Below are 20399 nucleotides of genomic sequence, written 5' to 3' on the forward strand. Positions count from 1 at the left end.
TGTCTGAAATTCAACCCCGTTTTCCTGAACAAGGAGTATGGGTCAGGCCTTTCGGTAAGCTGGTTTATGTGATGCCACCTTATATCATTTCAGATAAAGACCTGGATACCTTGTGCAAAGCGATTGGTAAGGTTGTGGAATCCATCCGTTAGAGGGCGAAGCCCAAATCACAATCAGTGTTTGAGGACTGGGCAGGGCTGTAAAATTTGGTAATTGGTTATTTTGTTCCAGTCGGCTCTAAAAAGATTCATGCCATCTCTGGAGTTTGTCTACAATTTCACGTGCTATCCGGTCAGGATGGTCAGTATTAAAGTGCGGGGGAATCTTCGTTCAAGCTCCTGGCCTGGCACTTTCCAATGATGGCTGCCTCTGGAGGTTTAATCATGGCTCTCCGTTTTGATTTGCCCGATTTACTGGAAGACTTTGAGGAAGATCAGGATTCTTATGACAGAGAACCCTGCTTTCCCTACCCGATTGTTGGCGGGTTTCCAGATGATGTCGCCATGAGGCGGCTGATAATTGGCAGTTCATTGACCAGACTGAATGTGCGAGGTGCTCACGCCAGCCTGCGGCTGAGTGTTTCTGTGAATCAAGGTCGTGGACGAATGAAAGTATTATTGAAGCTTCCCTGAGAGTGAATGAGTGCGACAGGGGCATTATCGTGTCTCTGTCAAAGGATTAAACAGATAATGCACAGTACCCACACTCTGTTTTAGAATGTTCGGTCATGAGTTTTGGGGCGATTAGCATGACCGAGCGGAATCCATCACTGATAAAAGAGACATTTCCTGTGGGGCCTTTGCAGTGTAACTGCACCATCATTGGTGACCCCATCACCAAAAAAGCCATCGTGATCGACCCTGGTGGTGATCCTGATCTCATCCTTGCCAAGTTGGAGACTCACGGACTAAAATCAGTAGCGTTGATTCATACTCATGCTCATTTGGATCATTTCCTGGCCAGTGGCGAAATCAAGAAAAAGACCGGTGCCCCTATTCATCTTCACAAAGAAGATAAATTCCTCTGGGATAATCTCGAAACACAGTGTCGTATGTTTGGTGTGCCTTATAACCCTGTTCCAGATCCTGATTACTGGCTGAATGATGATCAGGAGCTGCCTTGTTGTGGGGGAGTGGCGATGCATACGCCCGGACATACCCCGGGTTCCATGTGTTTTCACTTTGATAAAGAGAATCTATTGATCGCCGGAGACACACTGTTCCGTCGTTCAATCGGTAGAACGGATCTCTGGGGTGGAGACTTCAAGGCAATAGAGAAGTCCATTCGTGATCGTCTGTACACTTTGGATGAAGTGACCACTGTGGTTACAGGTCATGGTCCGGATACCTGTATTGGCGAAGAAATCCGGGAAAACAGCATTATTCGCGGCTAGGAGAAGTGAACATGATGATGCAGCTAAAAAGAATGTCTTTGGTCGTTGCCGTCGCTGCAATCGTGGCGGGTTGTCATACGACTAACCCTTACACCGGTGAGAAGGAAGTCAACAAAACCACCGCATACGGTGGCATTGGTGCTGTTACCGGTGCTGTTATTGGTGGTTTGATTGGTGGTGGCGAGGGAGCTCTGGAGGGCGCTGCAATTGGTGGTGCGGCCGGAGCCGGTTACGGTTATTACACGGACAGGCAGGAAGCAGCGCTCAGAAAAGAGCTGGAAGGAACCGGTGTTCAGGTGCAACGGGATGGAGATAACCTCAAGTTAATCATGCCCTCTAACATCACGTTTGATACCAATAAGTCAGCGATCAAGTCCAGTTTCTACCCTGTTCTGGGTTCTGTTGCCAAGGTCGTCAAGGAGTTCGATAAGAACCTGGTCGAAGTCGTTGGCTATACCGACAGCACCGGTGGAGACAAAATTAATCGACCTCTCTCTGAGGATCGGGCCAGAAGTGTGGCAGACTATCTGATGTACCAGGGGGTTGCCGGATCCCGCATTACATACTCTGGTGCGGGTGCCTCAAATCCTATTGGTGATAACAGCACCATGCAGGGGCGTGCGCTGAACAGACGGGTAGAGATAAATCTGATACCGGATCCCAAACACCAATGAATATTTAAAAGCCAGTATACCGACGCTGTTCTGAAATGAGTTGTCGGTTTCACTGGCTCGTTCTTGGGTCGGCAGACAGGTCATCCTGCCATTGATTGGTTTTTCTCATAGTGTGAGGATTCCAGAGCTGCTTGCTCTTGCTTGCGGATCACTCGATAGCTTCTGCTTTCTTTCTGGCTGGTCGGGCAGGGGTGAGTGCCGCGAGAACAGAAGATACAGCAGTCACCTCTTTGTGGAGTCATCAGGTTTTTACAGCTTCTGCATTCATAGAGGTAGACGCAGGCGTCCAGTGGCATGGTTTCAGTTTCGGAATGTCCGCAGCTGCTGCAAGTGACGGTTGACTCTGTATTAAGATGAAGTTTCATTGTTAATTTCTCTACTTTCGTTATTTTCTCCAGGGCGTAATGATCCAATGTCGACATTTTGTCTCCTTACTTGAATGAATATTCATCTAAATGGTATGCAAGAAGTGTGACAGTTATGTGTTACTTCGCGTTGCCGGGAGTCAAAAGGTTTTGACCAGAGTAATAATGACGAAGGCTGAATGAAAATACGACGATGAGATGAAATGTTGGATCTGAACATAAGATGGGAGAGACATTTTGACTCTCCCGATCAATGGCAGAATCAGGCTTTTTTGGCGGCAGCCTGAATGGCGGTGAGAGCAATTGTGTAGACAATATCGTCCACCAGAGCGCCGCGGGACAGGTCATTCACCGGCTTGTTCAGGCCCTGTAGCATTGGGCCCACGCTGATGACGTTGGCGCTGCGCTGCACAGCCTTGTACGTGGTATTACCTGTATTGAGATCAGGAAACACGAAGACAGTTGCACGACCAGCAACGTCTGAATCGGGCGCCTTGCTCTTGGCAACAGATTCTACAGACGCTGCGTCATATTGTAACGGGCCATCAACGACCAGATCCGGGCGCTTCTCGCGTACCAGCTGGGTGGCATTGCGAACACGTTCAACGTCTGCGCCGATACCTGAAGAGCCTGTGGAGTAGCTGATCATCGCGATGCGTGGCTCAATACCAAAGGCCTTGGCAGAGTCGGCACTCTGAATGGCAATGTTAGCCAGAGCTTCTGCGTCAGGGTTTGGATTAACGGCACAGTCGCCGTATACCAGAACCTGGTCGGGCAGCAGCATGAAGAAGACGGAAGATACAAGTCCTCCGGCGTCTTTTTTCGGTTTAATCAGCTGAAAAGCCGGGCGGATGGTATTGGCAGTAGTGTGGACGGCGCCGGAAACCAGTCCATCCACCTCGTCCATAGCCAGCATCATGGTGCCCAGAACCACCGTATCTTCCAGCTGAGCTTCTGCCATAGGGGCATTCAGACCTTTATGCTTGCGCAGTTCGACCATGGGCTCAATGTAACGTTGGCTGATACTCCTGGGGTCCATAATAATCAGCCCTTCCGGCAGATCAAAACCGTTATCACGAGCAACCTGTTCAATGACTTCACGGTTACCCAGCAGGATACACTCGGCAATGCCACGCTCCTGACAGATGATGGCAGCCTGGATGGTTCTTGGTTCATCGCCCTCTGGCAGAACGATGCGTTTACGTGCGGCTTTTGCCTGTTGCACCAGACTGTAGCGGAATGCTGGAGGTGACAGGCGACGCTCTGTCAGGCTTCCGCAGTGCTGCTTGAACCAACTGTTATTAAGATTCTCGGCAATGGTGTTCATCACCTTTTCAATACGTTCCATGTCGTCCAAAGGTAACTCATCACTCATGCGGTCCAGACGGGTAGCAGTCGTATAGGAATCATCCTCAGTCATCAGGACCGGCAAGCCTGTAGAAAAGGCTTTGGTGCAGAGTTCCCGGACAGCGCTGGACATTCTGATACCACTGGTGAGTAACAGTCCGGGCAAGGGAACACCGTTGGAGGCTGCCATTGAGGTCGCCAGAACGATGTCATCACGGTCGCCGGCAGTAATGATCAAATTACCGGGCTTCAGGTGATGAATCATGTTGCTGGGAGTTCTGGCACTTAGCGTGTAGGAATTGACACGACGCTGGGCAATGTCACCTTCGTTAATGACTTCACAACCCAGGTGGCGGGCAATATCCAGAGTACGATGTGAGCTCAGTTGAGGGTTATAGCTGATGTAGCCCAGAGGCAGGAAATTCTTGCGAGAGAACTCGGGCAAGGGTCTGAATTGATGATCTTCAGTCAGTTGTTCAACCAGCTCTTTGTCCAGCTTGTTCAGGATATAACCGATGACATTGGGGTTTTTGATGCCACCGAAGCTGTCGGCGGCAATTTCCAGTTTGTCTGCAACATCTTCCAGAGAATCCTTGCCGGGTTCTGAAACCAAAATTATGTCGGCGTTCAGTGTTCTGGCCATATCGCTGTTAAGGCGGTTGGCATAAGGCATGTCACGGGTAGGAACCAGGCCTTCAACCACGACGACTTCAGCGCCTTCGGAAGCATCGTCGAACAGAGCGACAATCTCTTCCATAATCTCATCACCCTTATTGTCTCCCAGCAAGTTTTCAACCTTTTGGGTGGTAATCGGTGTTGGTGGCTCATGGTCCATAATACGCTGAGCCAGTCGTGTAGAACGCTCAGGTCCTTTGTCCGTCGTGTGCAGCTGGGCAATAGGTTTGAAGAATTTTACCCTCAGGCCAAGGGTGTCCAGTGCCCGCACCAGACCCAGAGAGACTGAAGTCAGGCCGACTCCATAGCGGGTGGGGGCCAGAAAAAACGTACGCATAATGCAGCTCCGGAAATGTTTGCAAACAAGTCAAACATGGGGCCTTAAAACAGACCCCAGGCTGAATCAGGCGATCAGGGCCTGAGTGTCACGGGAAATCATCAGCTCTTCGTTGGTGGTAACTACCATTGCAACCGTAGATCCCTCCTGAGTAATTACACCGCTCTTGCCCCGGAAAGTTTCATCATTGAGCTTTTCATCTACCTCGAAGCCGAAAATGCTCAGACGTTCAATGACGTTCTTGCGAATGACACTGGAGTTCTCTCCGATACCGCCGGTGAATACCAGGGCATCAATCTTACCCATGGCCGCAGCAAAACCAGCTACTTTCTCAGCCAGAACGTGGCAGAAAACATCCAGAGTCAGTTGGGCACGCTCATTACCTTCAGCTGCAGCGTCTTCAATAACACGACAGTCGCTGTCCATTTCAGACAGACCCAACAGGCCGCTCTTCTTATTCAGGAGGTCGGTGGCTTCCTCAAGGGTATAGCCCAGAGTTTTATTGAGGAAGTTGAACAGGTTAGGATCAACATCACCGGAACGAGTGCCCATAACCAAACCTTCCAGAGGTGTCAGGCCCATGGTGGTATCAATTGACTTACCATTCTTGATCGCGCAGGCAGAAGCGCCGTTACCCAGATGAGCCACTACCAGATTGCTGTCGTTGATGTCCAGACCCAGCATATCGGCAGCAGCCTGACCGACATAGCGGTAGCTGGTCCCGTGGAAACCGTAGCGACGAACACCGTGTTCTTTGTAAAGATTGTATGGGATCGGGTAGAGGTAAGCCTCTGCTGGCATGGTTTGGTGGAATGCAGTATCAAAAACAACAACATTGGGCATGCCCGGGAAAATTTTCTGAGCAGCACGAATACCCGCCAGATTGGCCGGGCTATGCAGAGGGGCCAGCTTTATGCCGTCTTCAATGGCTTGCAGAACTTCATCGGTCACCAGGCAGGACTGAGAGAACTTCTCACCACCGTGAACAACACGGTGACCAATGGCGGAGATGCCTTCAATCAGACCTTCTTCACGCAGAAGGCCAATAAGGGCTTCCAGAGCTGCTTCGTGTGCAGCCAATCCCAGCGCCTGAGAGCCTTTTACTCCGTTGATTTTCCAGCGCAGAACCGCTTCGCTGCTGTCCAGGCGTTCAGCGATGCCGTTGATTTTCTCTTCTTCCGTTGTCGGGTTGATCACTGCGAATTTGAGGGATGAGCTGCCGCAGTTGATGACTAGAATGCTATCTTTGCTCATTGAAAAAGTACCTAACAGGATACGGGCAATGAGAGGTCGACCGATTGACTCCGGTCACCTCCTGAAGGGGTATTTACCAACAGTATTGCACTCTGCGCACTGAAGCACGCTGAGTGCAATACTGAAGTGTTTGCGTCATGGTGGCCCGTTGGTTTGATGTTCGAAAACCGGGAGTGAATAGAGATAACTTGCAATTCACCAGACGAACATCCGGTCAGAATACGGACGACATTATAAAAGTTAGGATTATAACCACTGAAGCAAGTCAGTGGACTGCGTAAAGATGCGTATTCAGATGCTGTTTTTCAATGCTTCTATTGAATTTTTACAGTCTCGACGGGCGGTTGTCCGCAGAGAGGCAAACCCTATCGTAAAAACCTGCTCGGGATACAAAGGTAATTTAGCCTTTTATCCGCGATACTCAAGGCCTGTCCATTCCGAGGTGACTTCGGGCAACATCTGAATCCACGCTACCAGTTGTTCCTGATAGAGATAAGCGCCCGCGACACCAATAAGTATCAAAGACATGGGAACATAAATGCCCAGTGCACGTGTCAGGTTGGTGGGGGGTAGAGGAGGCTCTCCGTAGTTGTTTTTTTCTTTTGTGCCTGCGCCAATACTGAGCCAGAAGAGGAAAAGGATGTTGACGACGGGAATGACAAGAAATAGCGACAGCCAGCCGCTCCGATCCATATCATGAAGTCGGGTGATGACCAGATAAAGTGTGAGCATGATGGCCAGAATGTGAATGCCCAGGGCCATTGACACAGTCTGTTGAATGGTCAGGGCTGCGCCGATCAGCATCGGTAAATAATCAGGCAGCAGAATGGCAATCGCTTCTATAGCCACCACCAGCCAGCTCATTGCCAGATAACGGCTTCGTCCGATGCGTCTTAACAGCCGCAATGGCTCATTGCTATTTTGTCTGGGGCTTCCTGATAACGGCGTTTCAGTAAAGATAGATGAGTGGTTCTCTTCAGTGGGAGGCAATTTTTTCGAGCCATCCAGGGACATAATCTGACATTGTCCGCCGGCCTTTTTAATGGCTTCTTCGTATTTGCGGGCTTCCTTCTTGGTGACAGGTTTTCGAACCGCATAGGGTTTGCCTGAAAATAGACGGTCAATGCGCTGGGCATCGGCATTGAAGAGTCGAGCCAGATTATTTCTGACTTCAGCTTCGGAAAAGTCAGGCAGAATCTGTCCTTCAAAAATAATTTTATAATCTTTGCGCTTCATCACACGATCCCCTGAGCTCTGGGAAACACCTGTTCAGGGTGTCTCCACTCAGGGCGTCTTATCGGCAGGTATTCAGGAAACGCAAGTCGTTTACCTTCAGAAAGGGCGGACAACAACCAGAATGACAATTCCTATCAGGAACAGAACCGGCACTTCATTAAAAATACGGTAGAACTTGTCTGATTTAGTGTTGGCATTATTGGCAAATTTTTTTAGGAACGCGCCACACATGTGGTGATAGCCAATGAGCAGAACCACCAGTGCCAGTTTGGCGTGCATCCAGCCACTGCTCATATAATAGGACGGGTTGTAACGGAGTAACCAGATACCCAGCACCAGAGTGGCGACCATGGATGGCAGGGCAATGCCTCGATACAGCTTACGCTCCATGATCTTGAATCGTTCATTGCTGACCTGATCTTCGCTCATGGCATGATAAACAAAGAGTCTTGGCAGGTAGAAAAGGGCTGCAAACCAGCAGACCATCGCAATAATATGAAAGGCTTTAACCCAGAGCATTCACAGGATCCTTGAGTGTTGAGTACTAATGACGAACGGAGAGTTACGAACAGAGAGTAGCGGAAAAGAGTCCAAGTTTCGATATCAAGTTGTACAGCTGAGCGGGCTCATGGTCATTGTAGACATTGCTTGCCGTGTGCTGAGCGTTGTTTTGCTGAAACCCGGTTGCTAAAGTGATTTGCTGTTCTGAAGGGGCATAAGATGTCTGAGAGGATTCCCAGAGATTTTTTGAAGTTCCGGGTGAATGGCGCCACGTTTGAGAGAGAATATTTCCGAAGCGAGTCTTGAAAGACTTTGTATAAATAATTATTCTTATTTTTTAAATAAGTATTCTATTTGGGGTGTCGTATCCATGATCAAGGCAGGCATTGTTGGTGGTACCGGTTATACCGGGGCAGAATTGCTGCGTCTTCTCGCGGTTCATCCCGACGTCGAAGTTACGGTGATTACTTCAAGAAAAGAGGCAGGTAACTCTGTCAGTGGGCTGTATCCAGGGCTGCGAGGCAAGATGGAATTGGCCTATTCACAGCCTGATGATGATGTCCTGGCTGCTTGCGATCTGGTTTTCTTTGCAACACCCAACGGAATTGCCATGAACTCCGTGCCTAAGCTGATGGACAAAGGTGTGAAGGTAGTGGATTTGGCCGCTGATTTTCGTCTGGCCAGTGCCAGTGACTGGAAGCAATGGTACGGTATTGATCATGCCTGTCCTGATTTGCTGGCAGAGGCGGTTTATGGTTTGCCAGAAATGAACCGGGAGTCCATTAAATCTGCACAGCTGGTGGCCAATCCGGGTTGTTATCCGACTGCTGCGCAACTGGGTCTGTTGCCGCTGATGGAAAACGGCCTGGTAGAAGGCAATGTCATTATAGATGCCAAGTCCGGAGTCAGTGGCGCTGGTCGCGAAGCCAAAGTGGCCAGTTTGTTGTGCGAAGTTTCTGAGTCATTCAAGGCATACGGTGTGCCAGGTCACAGACATCTGCCGGAAATCAGGCAGGGCTTAGGGAGAATGCCTCTGGAGGGAGTTCAATGCTTCAAAGGCGAGCTGGTTTTTGTGCCTCACCTTGTTCCAATGATAAGGGGGATTCATGCAACGTCGTATGTTTCGGTAAATGATCATTCCATTGATCTTCAGGGGATGTATGAAAACAGGTTCAGTCATGAACCTTTTGTTGATGTTTTGCCTGCTGGCAGTCATCCGGAGACCCGTTCAGTCAAATCCTGCAATCAGTGCCGTATTTCCGTTCATCGTCCACGGGGTGGTGATACCGTAGTGATTCTGTCGGTTATAGATAATCTGGTGAAAGGAGCAGCAGGTCAGGCGATCCAGAATATGAATATCATGTGCGGGCTGAAGGAAACAGCGGGCCTTGATGCGCCTGCTCTGATGCCTTGACTTTTTCAAGACAGGGTTCGCAGTAGCAGGAGGTGTCAGCTTCAGGGATCAGCATTAAAACAGCTGGTGTATTGACTGAGGGTTTCTTCAAGTCTTTCATACACCAGCACTGTTTGGCAGGTTTTCCTGCACTGATGGCGCAATGATTTTCCTTTTGGCAAAGGGGGCAGAGTTTTGGATTCACGGATTATTCCTGTTTTGAAAGCATGATACTACGGCAGCTTTTCCAGTAGGTCCGGTCTGATTCTGGCCATTTGGTAGGTGCTGCTGTACTGGCCTCTGCGGAAGCAGTCAAAGCGGGAGGTCCCTTCAATTTCAAAGCCGTACTTTTTATACAGGGCAATAGCTTGTTTGTTCTCTGTGAACACGCCCAGTTCAATACGAACAACATTCAGCCAGTTATCACAGAGCTGAATCATTTCATCAACCAGCCTTGATCCTACTCCTTGTCCCTGAAAATCAGGATGTACACTGATGCCGAAAGTCACAACGTGTTTTTTACGTGGCTTACTGAACATACGAATACCGAGATGACCTGCAACCTTGCCGTTGACTTCTGCAACCAGTTGAATAGATTCATTGCTTCGGGACTGGAACAGTTCTTTCCAGTGGTCGCAGTGGTTATAGGGGATCTGGGAGGTGTTTTCTGCCAGGTCTTCATATTCAAACATTTCTGCAATATGAGGAAAGTCCCGGTCTTCCTGGTGTCGTATTTTTATTTCCATGATCTCTACTTCTATGTGGTACCCTGAAAACCTCAGTATTCTCTACCAGAATGTTCGATGCAAGTTGTATGACAGAGTGTTAACGGAGGCCGGATAATTGACGATGGCTGTCTTCCAGTCGCAGGTTCTGACGGGAAATAATGAAGAAAGGTAGTGGTTATGAGAAATAATCATGCAGATTGTCTCTATATCAATGTTGCAGGGGTTGTATCTGCTGATTTTCACGATATCTTTAATCGTGTTGTACTCATTGCTTCTGGAGTTAATTGAGATACAATTAGCTTAGCTTTAAGTTATGCCTTATATTTATGTCTTGCGTTTCGAAGTTCCATAGTTGTAGATCTTCCTGATAAATCATAAGTAGTAGCGACGCTTTCAGCTAAGCGGTCATGTTGTGTGACCACCCTATTTTTGTTCAATTTCAGGAATTGATTATGTCTGCTTCCACAGGAACAGTTAAGTGGTTCAACGAATCCAAAGGTTACGGCTTCATCAGCCAGGACTCTGGCCCGGACGTGTTTGCTCACTTCAGAGCGATCGTTGGTACAGGCTTCAAAACTCTGGTTGAAGGCCAGCGTGTTAAGTTTGAAGTGACCCAGGGCGCTAAAGGTCCTCAGGCTGAAAACATCGAAGTAATCGACTGATTACTCTTCACGCTCCCTCTGGGCAGTGAATAATAAAGGCAGCGCTTAGCGCTGCCTTTCTGCGTTTAGACGATCTCTTTGATGATTCTGGCCACCAGCATGACCAGAATCAGGATGATGGCTATTTTCGACAGTCTTGACTGTTTCTCCCGGCTCATGGGTTTGCCAAACCGTTCTGTTGCCATGACCACCACGGCCAGCGCAATAAAGAGGAGAAACAGTATCTTCAATAATTCCATGGTTGTCTTTCACTGTGGACGTCGAGCTCGTCTGCCTGCCTGATGGTCTGGTAACCCCCCCAGACTCTTGTCGTGGTCGTCAGGATACAGATTGCAGCAAAAATTGCAGCTAGAATCGGGAAATACTGAGGGAGCAAACAGAAGAGCACAAAAATAGCGATGGTTTCTGTGCCTTCCGCCAGTCCATTCAGGTAATAGAAGGACTTGTTGCTGAAGTTAGGATCTGAGAGACCTTTCTTTTGAGCCATAATCGCGTAGGCCAGAAAGCTGGAGCCCGTTCCCATAAAAGTGCAAATCAGTAGACTGGCCATCAGGGCGTTTTTTTCAGGATCAGCAAAGGCAAAACCAAGCACAACGGCTGAATAAAAGATGAAATCCAGGGTAATATCCAGATAGCCACCGGCATCCGAGGTGTGTGTTATCCTTGCCAGGGCGCCATCCAGCCCATCCATCAGACGATTACAAAGAATGACCGCAAGAGCCGGCAAGTAGAACTCAAATGCCAGCAAGGGTACGGCCGTTAATCCGATCAGGAAACCGGTCAGAGTGATCTGATCAGCCCGAACACCCATTTTTTTTAGTGGACGGGCGAGAAGGTTCAGAGGCGATCTGATCCAGAGGGAAGTCCATCGATCAAGCATCATTGTCTCAGGCAGTGAGTAGTCACGGTGGGCTATCATACCTTGATCGTGCTATAAGAGTCGAAGTGTTACTATTCTGAGCCGCCGGAGTGGCGGTTTGTGATGGTGAGTAGGCTTGTGTATAGTCTTGCGAATTTGAATGCATTGGGTTGTCAGGAGCTTCTTGGGATTATTTCTGAAAGCATAAGTTTACCCGAAAAATTCATTATGCCGCTTTTTTATCAGGATAAGTGAGATGCCAGATCCTCTTTCTGTTTTTCAGGGCGTCAAGCCGCCGGGTAGTATGAAGGTGGTGCGTCATGACCCCGGCAGGGAGCTTAAAATCAGGCTTTTTGTCCTACTGGCCTTTGTTCTGGCTTCGGCTCTTTCCTATTATCTTGGGGGACGGTTTTCCGATACCGAGGCAGCCATACTCAGGCAGGAAAACTCAGAACTCAGGAATCAATTGCAAAGCCTGGCGGGTGTCGAGGAGTCGCTCAGGCAGGAACTGGTCATCCTGGAAAGAACCAGTAAGGTGGATCGCGAAGCTGCAAACAGTGTTCGCACTGTTATTCGGGATCTGGAAGATGAGAAAGCTCTGCTGAGTAAGGATCTGGCATTTTACAAGAGTATTCTTGCTCCGGAAGATACTGCTGAAGGTATAAAGCTCTACGCATTTGATCTGCTAAAGGGTGAAGAGAAGAACCAGTATCGCTTCAGAATGGTGGTCTCCCAGGTGGCCAGAGACAACCCGTTTCTCAAAGGGACTCTGAATGTCTCTGTCAGGGGGGTGAAAGATAACAAGAAAGCGTCTTTGTCCCTGATGGAGCTGGCCGGGTTGGAAAAATCCCAGGCACTTGAGTTCCGTTATTTTCAGGCTTTCCCTGAAAATCGTGACTATATCGATTTGACTCTTCCCGATGGGTTTAAGCCCGAGAAAGTGACAGTCAGCATCAAGGTCAAAAGCGGTGCAGTGCGGAGCCTTACCAGCGTTCTGGACTGGCAGGAAGAGCTAGACGCCGATATAAAAAATGAGTTGACCGACAGCGGTTGAGTCCTTGAGTAGTTGACTGCTTTACTGGGTTACTTGGATAATGGGCTCAGCCTATTATTACAGCTATACATATCAGAGGTGCTATAGAGCAGGGCTCTGAAAGTAGATAGAGACAGCGTGGCTGCCTGTGGCGATCAGGTAGCACGGGAGGATAAATGAGCGCAGCAGTTGAAACGGTAATGCCGGACCCGATCTTACTGACGGATGATGCCGCAAATAAAGTCAATCGGCTCATGGAAGATGAAGATAACAAGTGCCTGAGGCTTCGTGTTTACGTGACTGGTGGTGGATGTTCAGGTTTTCAATACGGCTTCAAATTTGACGATCAGCTGGCAGACGATGATACCCTGGTTAAAAAGAAGGGAGCTGAAATGGTCGTGGATTCACTGAGTTATCAGTATCTTGTGGGTGCCGAGGTAGATTACGAAGAAGGATTGGAAGGTTCCAGATTTCTGGTGAAAAATCCCAATGCAACCGCCACTTGTGGATGTGGCTCTTCTTTTTCCATTTGAATGCTCTTCCTATCGGGCGGGCCCCTCCGCCCGGATATTCCTTCTCTCTCCCGCCATTTTTTTGACCAGAGCAATGCTACAGGAAATATACTCTTTCAGGAGTCTATGACTCGAAAGTCGTCGCAATGCGTTGAACTTGAAGGACTATTATACTGATAGGAATATCAATGCATGCATGGATGGTGTGTGATGGCAAATGTCTCAGGTTCTCAGGGAAGTAATGGATCCTTATATACTCCACTGCCCGTTGAGGGGGGCTGGAAGAGTGCTGTCAAAGCACTGCTGGGAGGCATGCTGAGAAAAATCAGAAAAGCAGACCCCCATGGTCTTCCTTCTCTGAAGTCTGAACAGTCGAAAGGCAAGCAACGACTATCGAACCCTCCAATAGAGCTTAAGTCAAGAGCGGCAATGAAGACTGAATGTAGGATTTTTATTCAGGTGCTCCCTCAGGAAGGTCGATCTGTTTCTGCTTTCACTCCAGAGCCAGGGTTGCGAAGGTCCGGCCAACAGGAGAGGAGTGGAAATGAAGTTGAGTCAAATCAACGCATTAAGAAGCAGCCGCCGACAGTGGCTTCCAGAAGAGGTAAATCAGTGCCCAAGCAACCTCTTCAGCCAATGGTTCAGGTCGATGAGCTTGTTCAAAACAGGCAGCAAGAGCAACCGGGCAATAAAGAAAAGCCAATTCCTGCCCCTCGAACGAGAAGAAAAAACAGGGATGACCTCAACCGCTCCCCGGATCGAGGCATGACCCCTCAAGCAAAGCCACGTAACATTGTCAAACGACCAATTGCTGAACATGTAAAACCTGAGCGGGTCAATATTTATGATGTACCCAATAATCTAAAAAAAGAACCACTATATGATGTACCCAGGAATCTGAAAAAAGAGTCACAGTATGATGTACCCGGGAATCTGAAAAAAGAGCCACAATATGATGTACCCAGTCATCTGAAACAAAAACCAGAAGATAGTTTGCGCGGTAACCCAGAGAACACTGCTGTATATGTTGTCCCCAAAAGTTTGAACGTTAGTACATTACCCCTGTCTTCGAGCCAATCAGTGACGGATCGTTCTGATTCTATCGACCCATCTACCGGCGAACATGTGTACGAATCGATAGATGATAAGGACTTTGAGCTGGAGATGCTTGAAATAATGCTTGAGTTGGAGAATGACTCTCAGAATCTTGATGATGCTTTCAGCCTTCACTCATTGTTCAATGATGTTATTCGGCTTGAGCAAGAAATGAACCCCCTGGTTAAATTCTTCAAGCGTCAGAGACCCCCAAAGTCAAATCCACGCGAGAGGGCTGCGCACATGAAACAGGAGCAATTACTGATGAAGCAGCAATCAGATAACAAGGGTTTTGCTAAATTGAGAGAGTCTATTGAGTCTTTAACGGCTAAAGGTTTCAGCTCTATTCAGGAAGGGGACAAGGTGAGAAGTCGTGTCGATAAAATTAATAAAGCTCTTGCTCCGGCACTTATCGCCAAGTACGGTGCTGATGAAGCCAAAAAACGACTGTTGAAAATTCCGAAAAGTTAACAAATACCCCGATATTTCTTTGGACTTTTTGCTGATCAAGCGTTTTCACAAATTTTCAGGGTCAGTTACCCAGCCGGGAATATAGCCCCAAGAATCCGCTCATCAGAAGCCCCTGTCACAGCAGGAAGGTTGCCAGGCTTTCCTGAGAGTGTCTGTCTGGCGAGCCAGGCAAAGGCTACTGCTTCTACCCAGTCAGGTGCTATGCCAAGCGAGCCTGTGGTTGCAATGGACAGTGGGGTCAGCTCATTTTCAATGAGTTTCATCAGCAGCGTATTATTGGCCCCGCCACCACAAACCAGTACTTCTTTGGCCGATGGGGCGTATTGGCAGATATCCAGGGCAATGGTTTTTGCTGTCAGTAAAGTGAGTGTGGCGGCAACGTTTTCAGGTTGCAGTCCAGAAAAACCTCTCAGGTGAGAGTCCAGCCAACCTGAGTTGAAGAGTTCCCGGCCAGTGCTTTTGGGCGGTATTTCAGAAAAGTAACTGTCATTCAGCATGGCATTCAGCAGTTGGTCATCCACGGTCCCTGATGCGGCCCATTGACCATTGGCATCAAAGCGTTGGTTGAGATGCTGCTGGCACCAATAATCGATCAGCACGTTACCGGGGCCTGTATCAAAGCCTGTGACAGGCTTCCCAGAGTCTGCGGGTAACAAACTGATATTGGACATCCCGCCAATATTCAATATGACTCTGTCCAATGTGGGGTGGCTGAAAACAGCATGGTGGAAGGCAGGAACAAGAGGGGCTCCCTGACCGCCTGCCGCGACATCCCGACGTCTGAAGTCAGCAACAACGGTTATGTTTGATAGCTCAGCAATCAGGCTGGGGTCACCAATCTGCAAGGTGAAACCTTTTTCCGGGCGGTGGCGGATGGTTTGTCCATGACTGCCGATGGCAGAAATCTGGTCCGAATTAAAATTGGCCTGCTCTAACAGTCGCCTGACTGCAGCAGCCGATTCCCGGGCAAAGGCAGGCTCTGCTACTGCCATTCGTTCAATTTCATCAGGACCTGGTAGTGTCAGGGAAAGAAGCTGTTTTCTGAGATTTTCGGGGAGAGGATGGGAAATAGCTTCTAGTTGTCGACAGTTTCCTGATGGTGAGTGTTTGGAGGTCTCGCCCTCAAATTCAACCAGAACTGCGTCTATAGCATCAAGGCTGGTGCCTGACATCAGGCCAATAAAGTATTCAAGCATATCTCTGGTATTCCTTCATGCCTCCTTCCCTGGGAGCTATGGTCGTTGTTTCGACTCTTTCTCGTTCTTGGCCAGCATCGTTGTTCCGTGCTTTTCCAGCTGGGCCATGGTTTTGTTGGCAAATGCCATAAAACGTGCCCTCTCCGATTTGGGTATCGGTGAGGCATCAGGCAGTTTGACGGTGACCGGGTTTCTGTGAACACCATTGACCCGGAACTCGTAATGCAAGTGCGGACCCGTTGCCCAGCCAGTCTGGCCTACATAGCCAATAGTTTGTCCCTGCTTAACCTGGCTGCCTGTCTTGAATCTTTTGTTGACACGGCTCTGGTGGGCGTAAACGGTAACAATATTATGGGGGTGCTGGATAAAGACAACGTTGCCAAAGCCATTTTGCCAACCTATAAACTGGATTTTGCCGTCTCCTGCCGCTTTGATGGGAGTTCCGGTAGGAGCAGCGTAGTCTGTCCCGTTATGGGGGCGTTTGGTTTTGAAAATTGGATGAAGACGGTTAGGGTTAAAGCTTGAACTGATTCGGGTGAAGTTGACAGGCGTTCGCAGGAAAGCCTTTTTCATGCTTTTGCCATCCGGCGAGTAATAGTTGCTATTACCGTGGCTGTCGGTGTAGCGAATGGCGGTAAAGGCCTCACTCTGGTTAACAAAGGTCGCTGCGATAATATTGCCGTCACTCAGCTTTTCATTATCCAGATATTTCTCTTCGTACATCACGTTGAAACTGTCGCCACTGCGAATATCCAGAGCGAAGTCGATGTCCCAGCCAAATATGCCCGCCAGCTCCATGGTCATTTTCTCACTCAGACCGGCATTCTGGCTGGCAAGAAAAAGAGAGTTTTTAATGGAAGCTTCTGCGAAGGCAATACGAACTTCGGGCTCAAGAGTTATTTTTTTACCAACGTAGCCATCTCCCTCTCTTTCATAGAGGATGCTTTCAAGTTTGTTCTGAACATAGTGCAGCTGAGTCAATATACCTTCACTGTTTACACGATATTCAAACGTTTGCCCTGGGCGGATATCGGTCAGGTTTTTGCCCAGTTGCGGGGTTTTGGCGACTTCATAGACAACCCTCGCACTTAAACCCATATCGTCAAACAGGGTTGAGAGATTATCGCCGGACTCAATGGTAATCCTTTTCCGGGAGCCCAGAGTGGCTTCTTCTGTAGCCAGGCGCTCGGCCTCATCTCTGGCAAGGCGTTGAGCTTGTGTTTCCAGAGGAGCAGCCTTTTCTTCAAAAGCCAGTTCTTTCAGTGTTTCTTTGGGGGATTCGGGTTGAAACTCATCAATGAGCAGCTCGGTTTCGGAGCGTTTGGCTTCAACTTGTGGAGAGGGTAGCAGGCCAACTACGGTCATCACCGCAGCGGCCACACCCGTTACCAGCAACAGGTGTCTTTTGGGAAAACGCTTGATGCCACCGGCTCGCTTGCGCGTGGCACCTCTGGGAGAAAAATTGGTCATTGCACTTTTTTGCTTTTGAAATACCTTTACGGGTGCCTGCCACTTTCATGGTTCGGATTAGAAGATATTTCTTGTAGCTCGTTGCTGTTTGGTTAAAGTTTTGTGACGAATATATAAATTATATCTCTAAAAGCTACATAATGAATTGACTTATAGCTATAAACGAATTGTAAATGTTTTGTCGGTGGGTGACAGAAAATCGACGTCGGCTCGCAATTTCGAACATCAACAATGGCAATAACGGCTGGTGGCTCTATACATTAATAGTTGAAAGCTTCCAATCTGCCCGATTCTGTTTGTGGCTTTTTCTGAAATTCGGTAACCAAACCGCTCTAAAGGTTAATTAATGTAAGTAAACCCTTTTTTCCGGCTTTGTTCTGAAGTCGTTTTATTGTACTTTTACCCGCTAAATTGAGTCCAAGGCTGCTTCGGCAGTGTTCAAATCAAGAGACTGGCCTTTTGCGATTTCTCCCGGTCTCTTTGACTTCATAGCAGGATAGGTAAATGTCTGAGAGTCAAAATCCGCTTCTGAAAGATCTGCAGGCCCGCCAGCTTATCGCGCAGACCACTGCCGTGGAAGAGCTGGACGCTCATCTGAGCGAACAGCCAAGAGTTCTTTATTGCGGCTTCGATCCGACTGCAGACAGTCTGCACCTGGGGCATCTGGTTCCTCTGCTGGTCCTGAAACGTTTCCAGATGGCTGGGCACAGGCCCATTGCATTGGTGGGTGGTGCGACCGGCCTAATCGGGGACCCCAGTTTCAAAGCGGCTGAGCGACAGTTGAATACACCTGACGTTGTGGCCGGTTGGGTTGACAAAATCAAGGGGCAGGTCAGCCAGTTTATCGAATTTGACTGCGGTGAGAATGCAGCATTGGTCGTCAATAATCTGGAGTGGACCGGTGAGATGACGGCTCTGGATTTTCTGCGTGACATCGGCAAACATTTTTCCGTCAATGCCATGATCAACAAGGAATCCGTTCAGCAGCGACTGAATCGGGAAGGTTCCGGCATATCTTTTACCGAGTTCTCCTACGCCCTGCTTCAGGGAATGGATTTCGCTGAACTTAACCGCCGTTACGACTGTACTGTCCAGGTAGGTGGCAGTGACCAGTGGGGTAATATCGTGGGTGGTATCGATCTGTCCCGTCGTCAGAATCAGGCCAGAACCTTTGGCCTGACCGTGCCTCTGATCACCAAGTCCGATGGGACCAAGTTTGGTAAAACCGAAGGTGGTGCGGTCTGGCTGGACCCTTCCAAGACTTCCCAGTACGCTTTCTACCAGTTCTGGATGAATACTGCGGATGCTGATGTATACCGCTTTATGAATTTCTTCACTTTCCTGCCACAAGAAGAGATTGAAGCGATCAGGCAAGAAGACGAAGCCCGCGAAGGTCGTCCACAGGCACAGAAGATTCTTGCCAAAGAAGTCACCCGCCTTGTACATGGTGAACAAGGCCTGAAAGCTGCCGAACGTATCACGGAAGCCTTGTTCTCAGGAGAGATTAAGAGCTTGTCCGAAACGGATCTTGAGCAGCTGAAGCTGGATGGGCTGCCCAGTGCCACCATCAAGCGTGATGAATTGGAAGGCAACCCCATGACCCAGCTGTTTACAGAAGTGGGTTTGGTTAAGAGCGGTAAGCAGGTAAAAGATGCTCTGGGTCGCAATGCGGTATTCTTCAATGGAGCCGCCCGTGGCGCAGTTGACAACATGAACCTGCCAGAGTGTTTTGCTGAAGAAAATGCCATGTATGGGCGCTTCTTCCTGGTAAAGCTGGGCAAGAAAAATCACTTCCTGTTTGAAGTGATCTAATGGCTGGAAGCTCTGTCGACTTCAGAGCCTTCTGTAAAGCTTTTCATGAGCAAATCGTTTATGGAATGGTCTGCAAGGTGTTTCTGGGTAATGTCGACAGGGTATAGTTGTGGTTTCCGATACTGCCTTCGAACGGTCTGGGTGGGTAAGGTAAGCCATATTGCGTTCTGATTTGGAGCGGTTTTTGCTTTATGCTTCAGTGTCACTCACTCAGGAATTCTTCATGCATCCTCAAGCCGGTAAAGTTGCCAAAGACGATATGCTGACCAATATTCCCCGTCTGGTCAGCGATTATTTTGCTATTCAGCCCAATCCATTAGATCCCTCTCAACGAGTCCGGTTTGGCACTTCAGGACACCGGGGGACTTCTTTCAGGGCCTCTTTTAACGAAGCTCATATTGTTGCTATCACACAGGCTATCTGTGAATACCGTCGCGAACATAATATTACCGGACCCATGTTTGTTGGCATGGATACCCATGCCCTGTCAGAGCCAGCATTGATCAGTGCTATTCAGGTATTGGCAGCCAATGGTGTAAAGGCTCGGATTCAGGAAGGCAGAGGCTATACACCGACTCCGGTCATTTCCCATGCCATTGTTTCCTATAACCGGAATCAACAGGACAGGGCGGACGGTGTTGTTATAACACCTTCCCATAACCCGCCTGAAGACGGTGGTTTCAAATACAACCCTCCCCATGGAGGTCCAGCCGGTGGAAATGTCACCAACTGGGTTCAGGATCGAGCCAATCAACTGCTTGCAGAGGGTCTTGAAGGCGTTGAACAGATGTCGTTGAATGACGCTCTGGCTTCCGGGTTTATCACTGAGTACGATTACGTCACACCTTATGTTGATGATCTGGAAAATGTCATTGATATGGAGGCCATTCGCAAGGCAGGTATCAAAATGGGTGTCGATCCTCTGGGGGGGGCCGGCCTTCATTATTGGGAGCCCATTGCCAAGCGTTACGGGCTTGATATTGAGCTGGTCAGCAAAAAGGTTGATCCTACTTTTTCTTTTATGCATGTCGATAAAGACGGCAAGATTCGTATGGATTGCTCTTCAGCCTATGCCATGGCAGGTCTGATCGAATTGAAAGATCGGTTTGATATTGCTTTTGGTAACGATCCTGATTTTGACCGACACGGTATCGTGACTCGTGAACATGGTCTGCTGAACCCCAATCATTATCTGGCGGTGGCGATCAATTACCTATACAGCCATCGTGTGCACTGGTCGGTCAATGCCAAAATTGGTAAGACGCTTGTGTCCAGCGCCATGATTGATCGTGTAGCGAAAGGATTAGGCAGAGAAGTGGCTGAAGTGCCGGTCGGATTCAAATGGTTTGTCGACGGTTTGGCTTCTGGCGAGCTGGCCTTTGGTGG

The 20399-nt window shown here is 48.8% G+C and carries 21 protein-coding genes; 10 read left to right on the forward strand and 11 right to left on the reverse strand.

Annotated features, from left to right (window positions below):
• Positions 1 to 356: 356 nt before the first annotated feature.
• The 3 genes from KDK17_RS11485 (at position 357) to KDK17_RS11495 (ending at position 2067) form a co-directional block, all read left to right on the forward strand.
• The gene (locus tag KDK17_RS11485) at positions 357 to 632 is read left to right on the forward strand and encodes a hypothetical protein (RefSeq protein ID WP_257288138.1); all 276 of its coding nucleotides are present in this window, start codon (positions 357 to 359) and stop codon (positions 630 to 632) included.
• A 116-nt stretch (positions 633 to 748) separates the two neighbouring features.
• Entirely contained in the window at positions 749 to 1393 is a 645-nt protein-coding gene (locus KDK17_RS11490) for an MBL fold metallo-hydrolase (protein WP_257280223.1), read from the forward strand.
• An 11-nt stretch (positions 1394 to 1404) separates the two neighbouring features.
• Positions 1405 to 2067, forward strand: a complete 663-nt coding sequence (locus KDK17_RS11495; protein ID WP_306671278.1) for an OmpA family protein — start codon at positions 1405 to 1407, stop codon at positions 2065 to 2067.
• Between the two features lie 80 nt (positions 2068 to 2147).
• On the opposite strand, the gene KDK17_RS11500 is transcribed toward KDK17_RS11495, so the two are convergent.
• The 5 genes from KDK17_RS11500 to hemJ form a co-directional block, all read right to left on the reverse strand.
• Positions 2148 to 2489 (reverse strand): GDCCVxC domain-containing (seleno)protein, encoded by a 342-nt coding sequence (locus KDK17_RS11500; protein ID WP_257280222.1) that lies wholly within the window; start codon positions 2487 to 2489, stop codon positions 2148 to 2150.
• Between the two features lie 205 nt (positions 2490 to 2694).
• Positions 2695 to 4791 carry a phosphate acetyltransferase gene (pta, locus tag KDK17_RS11505; RefSeq protein WP_257280221.1) on the reverse strand — a complete coding sequence of 699 codons (2097 nt, stop codon included), beginning with the start codon at positions 4789 to 4791 and terminating at the stop codon, positions 2695 to 2697.
• Positions 4792 to 4857: 66 nt separating this feature from the next.
• Positions 4858 to 6045: an acetate kinase gene (locus KDK17_RS11510; protein WP_257253474.1), complete on the reverse strand. Its 1188-nt coding sequence runs from the start codon at positions 6043 to 6045 to the stop codon at positions 4858 to 4860.
• Positions 6046 to 6453: 408 nt separating this feature from the next.
• Positions 6454 to 7281: a DUF805 domain-containing protein gene (locus KDK17_RS11515; RefSeq protein ID WP_257253475.1), complete on the reverse strand. Its 828-nt coding sequence runs from the start codon at positions 7279 to 7281 to the stop codon at positions 6454 to 6456.
• 96 nt (positions 7282 to 7377) lie between these two features.
• Positions 7378 to 7800, reverse strand: a complete 423-nt coding sequence (gene hemJ, locus KDK17_RS11520; protein ID WP_257253476.1) for a protoporphyrinogen oxidase HemJ — start codon at positions 7798 to 7800, stop codon at positions 7378 to 7380.
• A gap of 352 nt (positions 7801 to 8152) precedes the next feature.
• Here hemJ and argC point away from each other — a divergent pair, with 352 nt between their 5' ends.
• Positions 8153 to 9196, forward strand: a complete 1044-nt coding sequence (gene argC / locus KDK17_RS11525; protein ID WP_257280291.1) for an N-acetyl-gamma-glutamyl-phosphate reductase — start codon at positions 8153 to 8155, stop codon at positions 9194 to 9196.
• On the opposite strand, the gene KDK17_RS19560 is transcribed toward argC, so the two are convergent.
• Positions 9141 to 9380, reverse strand: coding sequence for a cysteine-rich CWC family protein (locus KDK17_RS19560; RefSeq protein ID WP_373691589.1), 240 nt, complete (start codon positions 9378 to 9380; stop codon positions 9141 to 9143). The genes argC and KDK17_RS19560 overlap by 56 nt on opposite strands.
• Before the next feature lie 28 nt (positions 9381 to 9408).
• Positions 9409 to 9921 carry a GNAT family N-acetyltransferase gene (locus KDK17_RS11530; RefSeq protein ID WP_257253477.1) on the reverse strand — a complete coding sequence of 171 codons (513 nt, stop codon included), beginning with the start codon at positions 9919 to 9921 and terminating at the stop codon, positions 9409 to 9411.
• 434 nt (positions 9922 to 10355) lie between these two features.
• On the opposite strand from KDK17_RS11530, the gene KDK17_RS11535 reads away from it, so the two are divergent.
• Positions 10356 to 10565 carry a cold-shock protein gene (locus KDK17_RS11535; protein ID WP_034832746.1) on the forward strand — a complete coding sequence of 70 codons (210 nt, stop codon included), beginning with the start codon at positions 10356 to 10358 and terminating at the stop codon, positions 10563 to 10565.
• 65 nt (positions 10566 to 10630) lie between these two features.
• Here the strand turns inward: KDK17_RS11535 and KDK17_RS11540 are convergent, their stop codons facing one another.
• Both KDK17_RS11540 and KDK17_RS11545 read right to left on the reverse strand, forming a co-directional pair.
• Positions 10631 to 10804 carry a hypothetical protein gene (locus KDK17_RS11540; RefSeq protein ID WP_257253479.1) on the reverse strand — a complete coding sequence of 58 codons (174 nt, stop codon included), beginning with the start codon at positions 10802 to 10804 and terminating at the stop codon, positions 10631 to 10633.
• On the reverse strand, positions 10792 to 11484 hold the full coding sequence (locus KDK17_RS11545) for a CDP-alcohol phosphatidyltransferase family protein (protein WP_306670857.1): 693 nt from the start codon (positions 11482 to 11484) through the stop codon (positions 10792 to 10794). The genes KDK17_RS11540 and KDK17_RS11545 overlap by 13 nt, the downstream gene beginning before the upstream one ends.
• A gap of 196 nt (positions 11485 to 11680) precedes the next feature.
• Here KDK17_RS11545 and KDK17_RS11550 point away from each other — a divergent pair, with 196 nt between their 5' ends.
• The 3 genes from KDK17_RS11550 to KDK17_RS11560 all read left to right on the forward strand — a co-directional run bounded on the left by KDK17_RS11550 (position 11681) and on the right by KDK17_RS11560 (position 14535).
• A complete protein-coding gene (locus KDK17_RS11550; protein ID WP_257288139.1) occupies positions 11681 to 12478 on the forward strand; it encodes a DUF6776 family protein in 798 nt (265 codons plus the stop codon).
• Positions 12479 to 12633: 155 nt separating this feature from the next.
• On the forward strand, positions 12634 to 12990 hold the full coding sequence (gene erpA / locus KDK17_RS11555) for an iron-sulfur cluster insertion protein ErpA (protein WP_257253483.1): 357 nt from the start codon (positions 12634 to 12636) through the stop codon (positions 12988 to 12990).
• Between the two features lie 189 nt (positions 12991 to 13179).
• On the forward strand, positions 13180 to 14535 hold the full coding sequence (locus KDK17_RS11560) for a hypothetical protein (RefSeq protein WP_257288140.1): 1356 nt from the start codon (positions 13180 to 13182) through the stop codon (positions 14533 to 14535).
• A 65-nt stretch (positions 14536 to 14600) separates the two neighbouring features.
• Here the strand turns inward: KDK17_RS11560 and KDK17_RS11565 are convergent, their stop codons facing one another.
• Both KDK17_RS11565 and KDK17_RS11570 read right to left on the reverse strand, forming a co-directional pair.
• Positions 14601 to 15731 (reverse strand): anhydro-N-acetylmuramic acid kinase, encoded by a 1131-nt coding sequence (locus tag KDK17_RS11565; protein WP_257280218.1) that lies wholly within the window; start codon positions 15729 to 15731, stop codon positions 14601 to 14603.
• Between the two features lie 36 nt (positions 15732 to 15767).
• Positions 15768 to 17201 carry an OapA family protein gene (locus tag KDK17_RS11570; protein WP_257280217.1) on the reverse strand — a complete coding sequence of 478 codons (1434 nt, stop codon included), beginning with the start codon at positions 17199 to 17201 and terminating at the stop codon, positions 15768 to 15770.
• 504 nt (positions 17202 to 17705) lie between these two features.
• Here KDK17_RS11570 and tyrS point away from each other — a divergent pair.
• Positions 17706 to 19013 (forward strand): tyrosine--tRNA ligase, encoded by a 1308-nt coding sequence (gene tyrS / locus KDK17_RS11575; protein WP_257280216.1) that lies wholly within the window; start codon positions 17706 to 17708, stop codon positions 19011 to 19013.
• Between the two features lie 223 nt (positions 19014 to 19236).
• Positions 19237 to 20399 (forward strand): phosphoglucomutase, alpha-D-glucose phosphate-specific (locus tag KDK17_RS11580; protein ID WP_257288141.1); only part of this gene is annotated, 1163 nt, incomplete at its 3' end.

The organism is Endozoicomonas sp. SESOKO2, from assembly GCF_024606245.1.
Lineage (GTDB): Bacteria > Pseudomonadota > Gammaproteobacteria > Pseudomonadales > Endozoicomonadaceae > Endozoicomonas_A.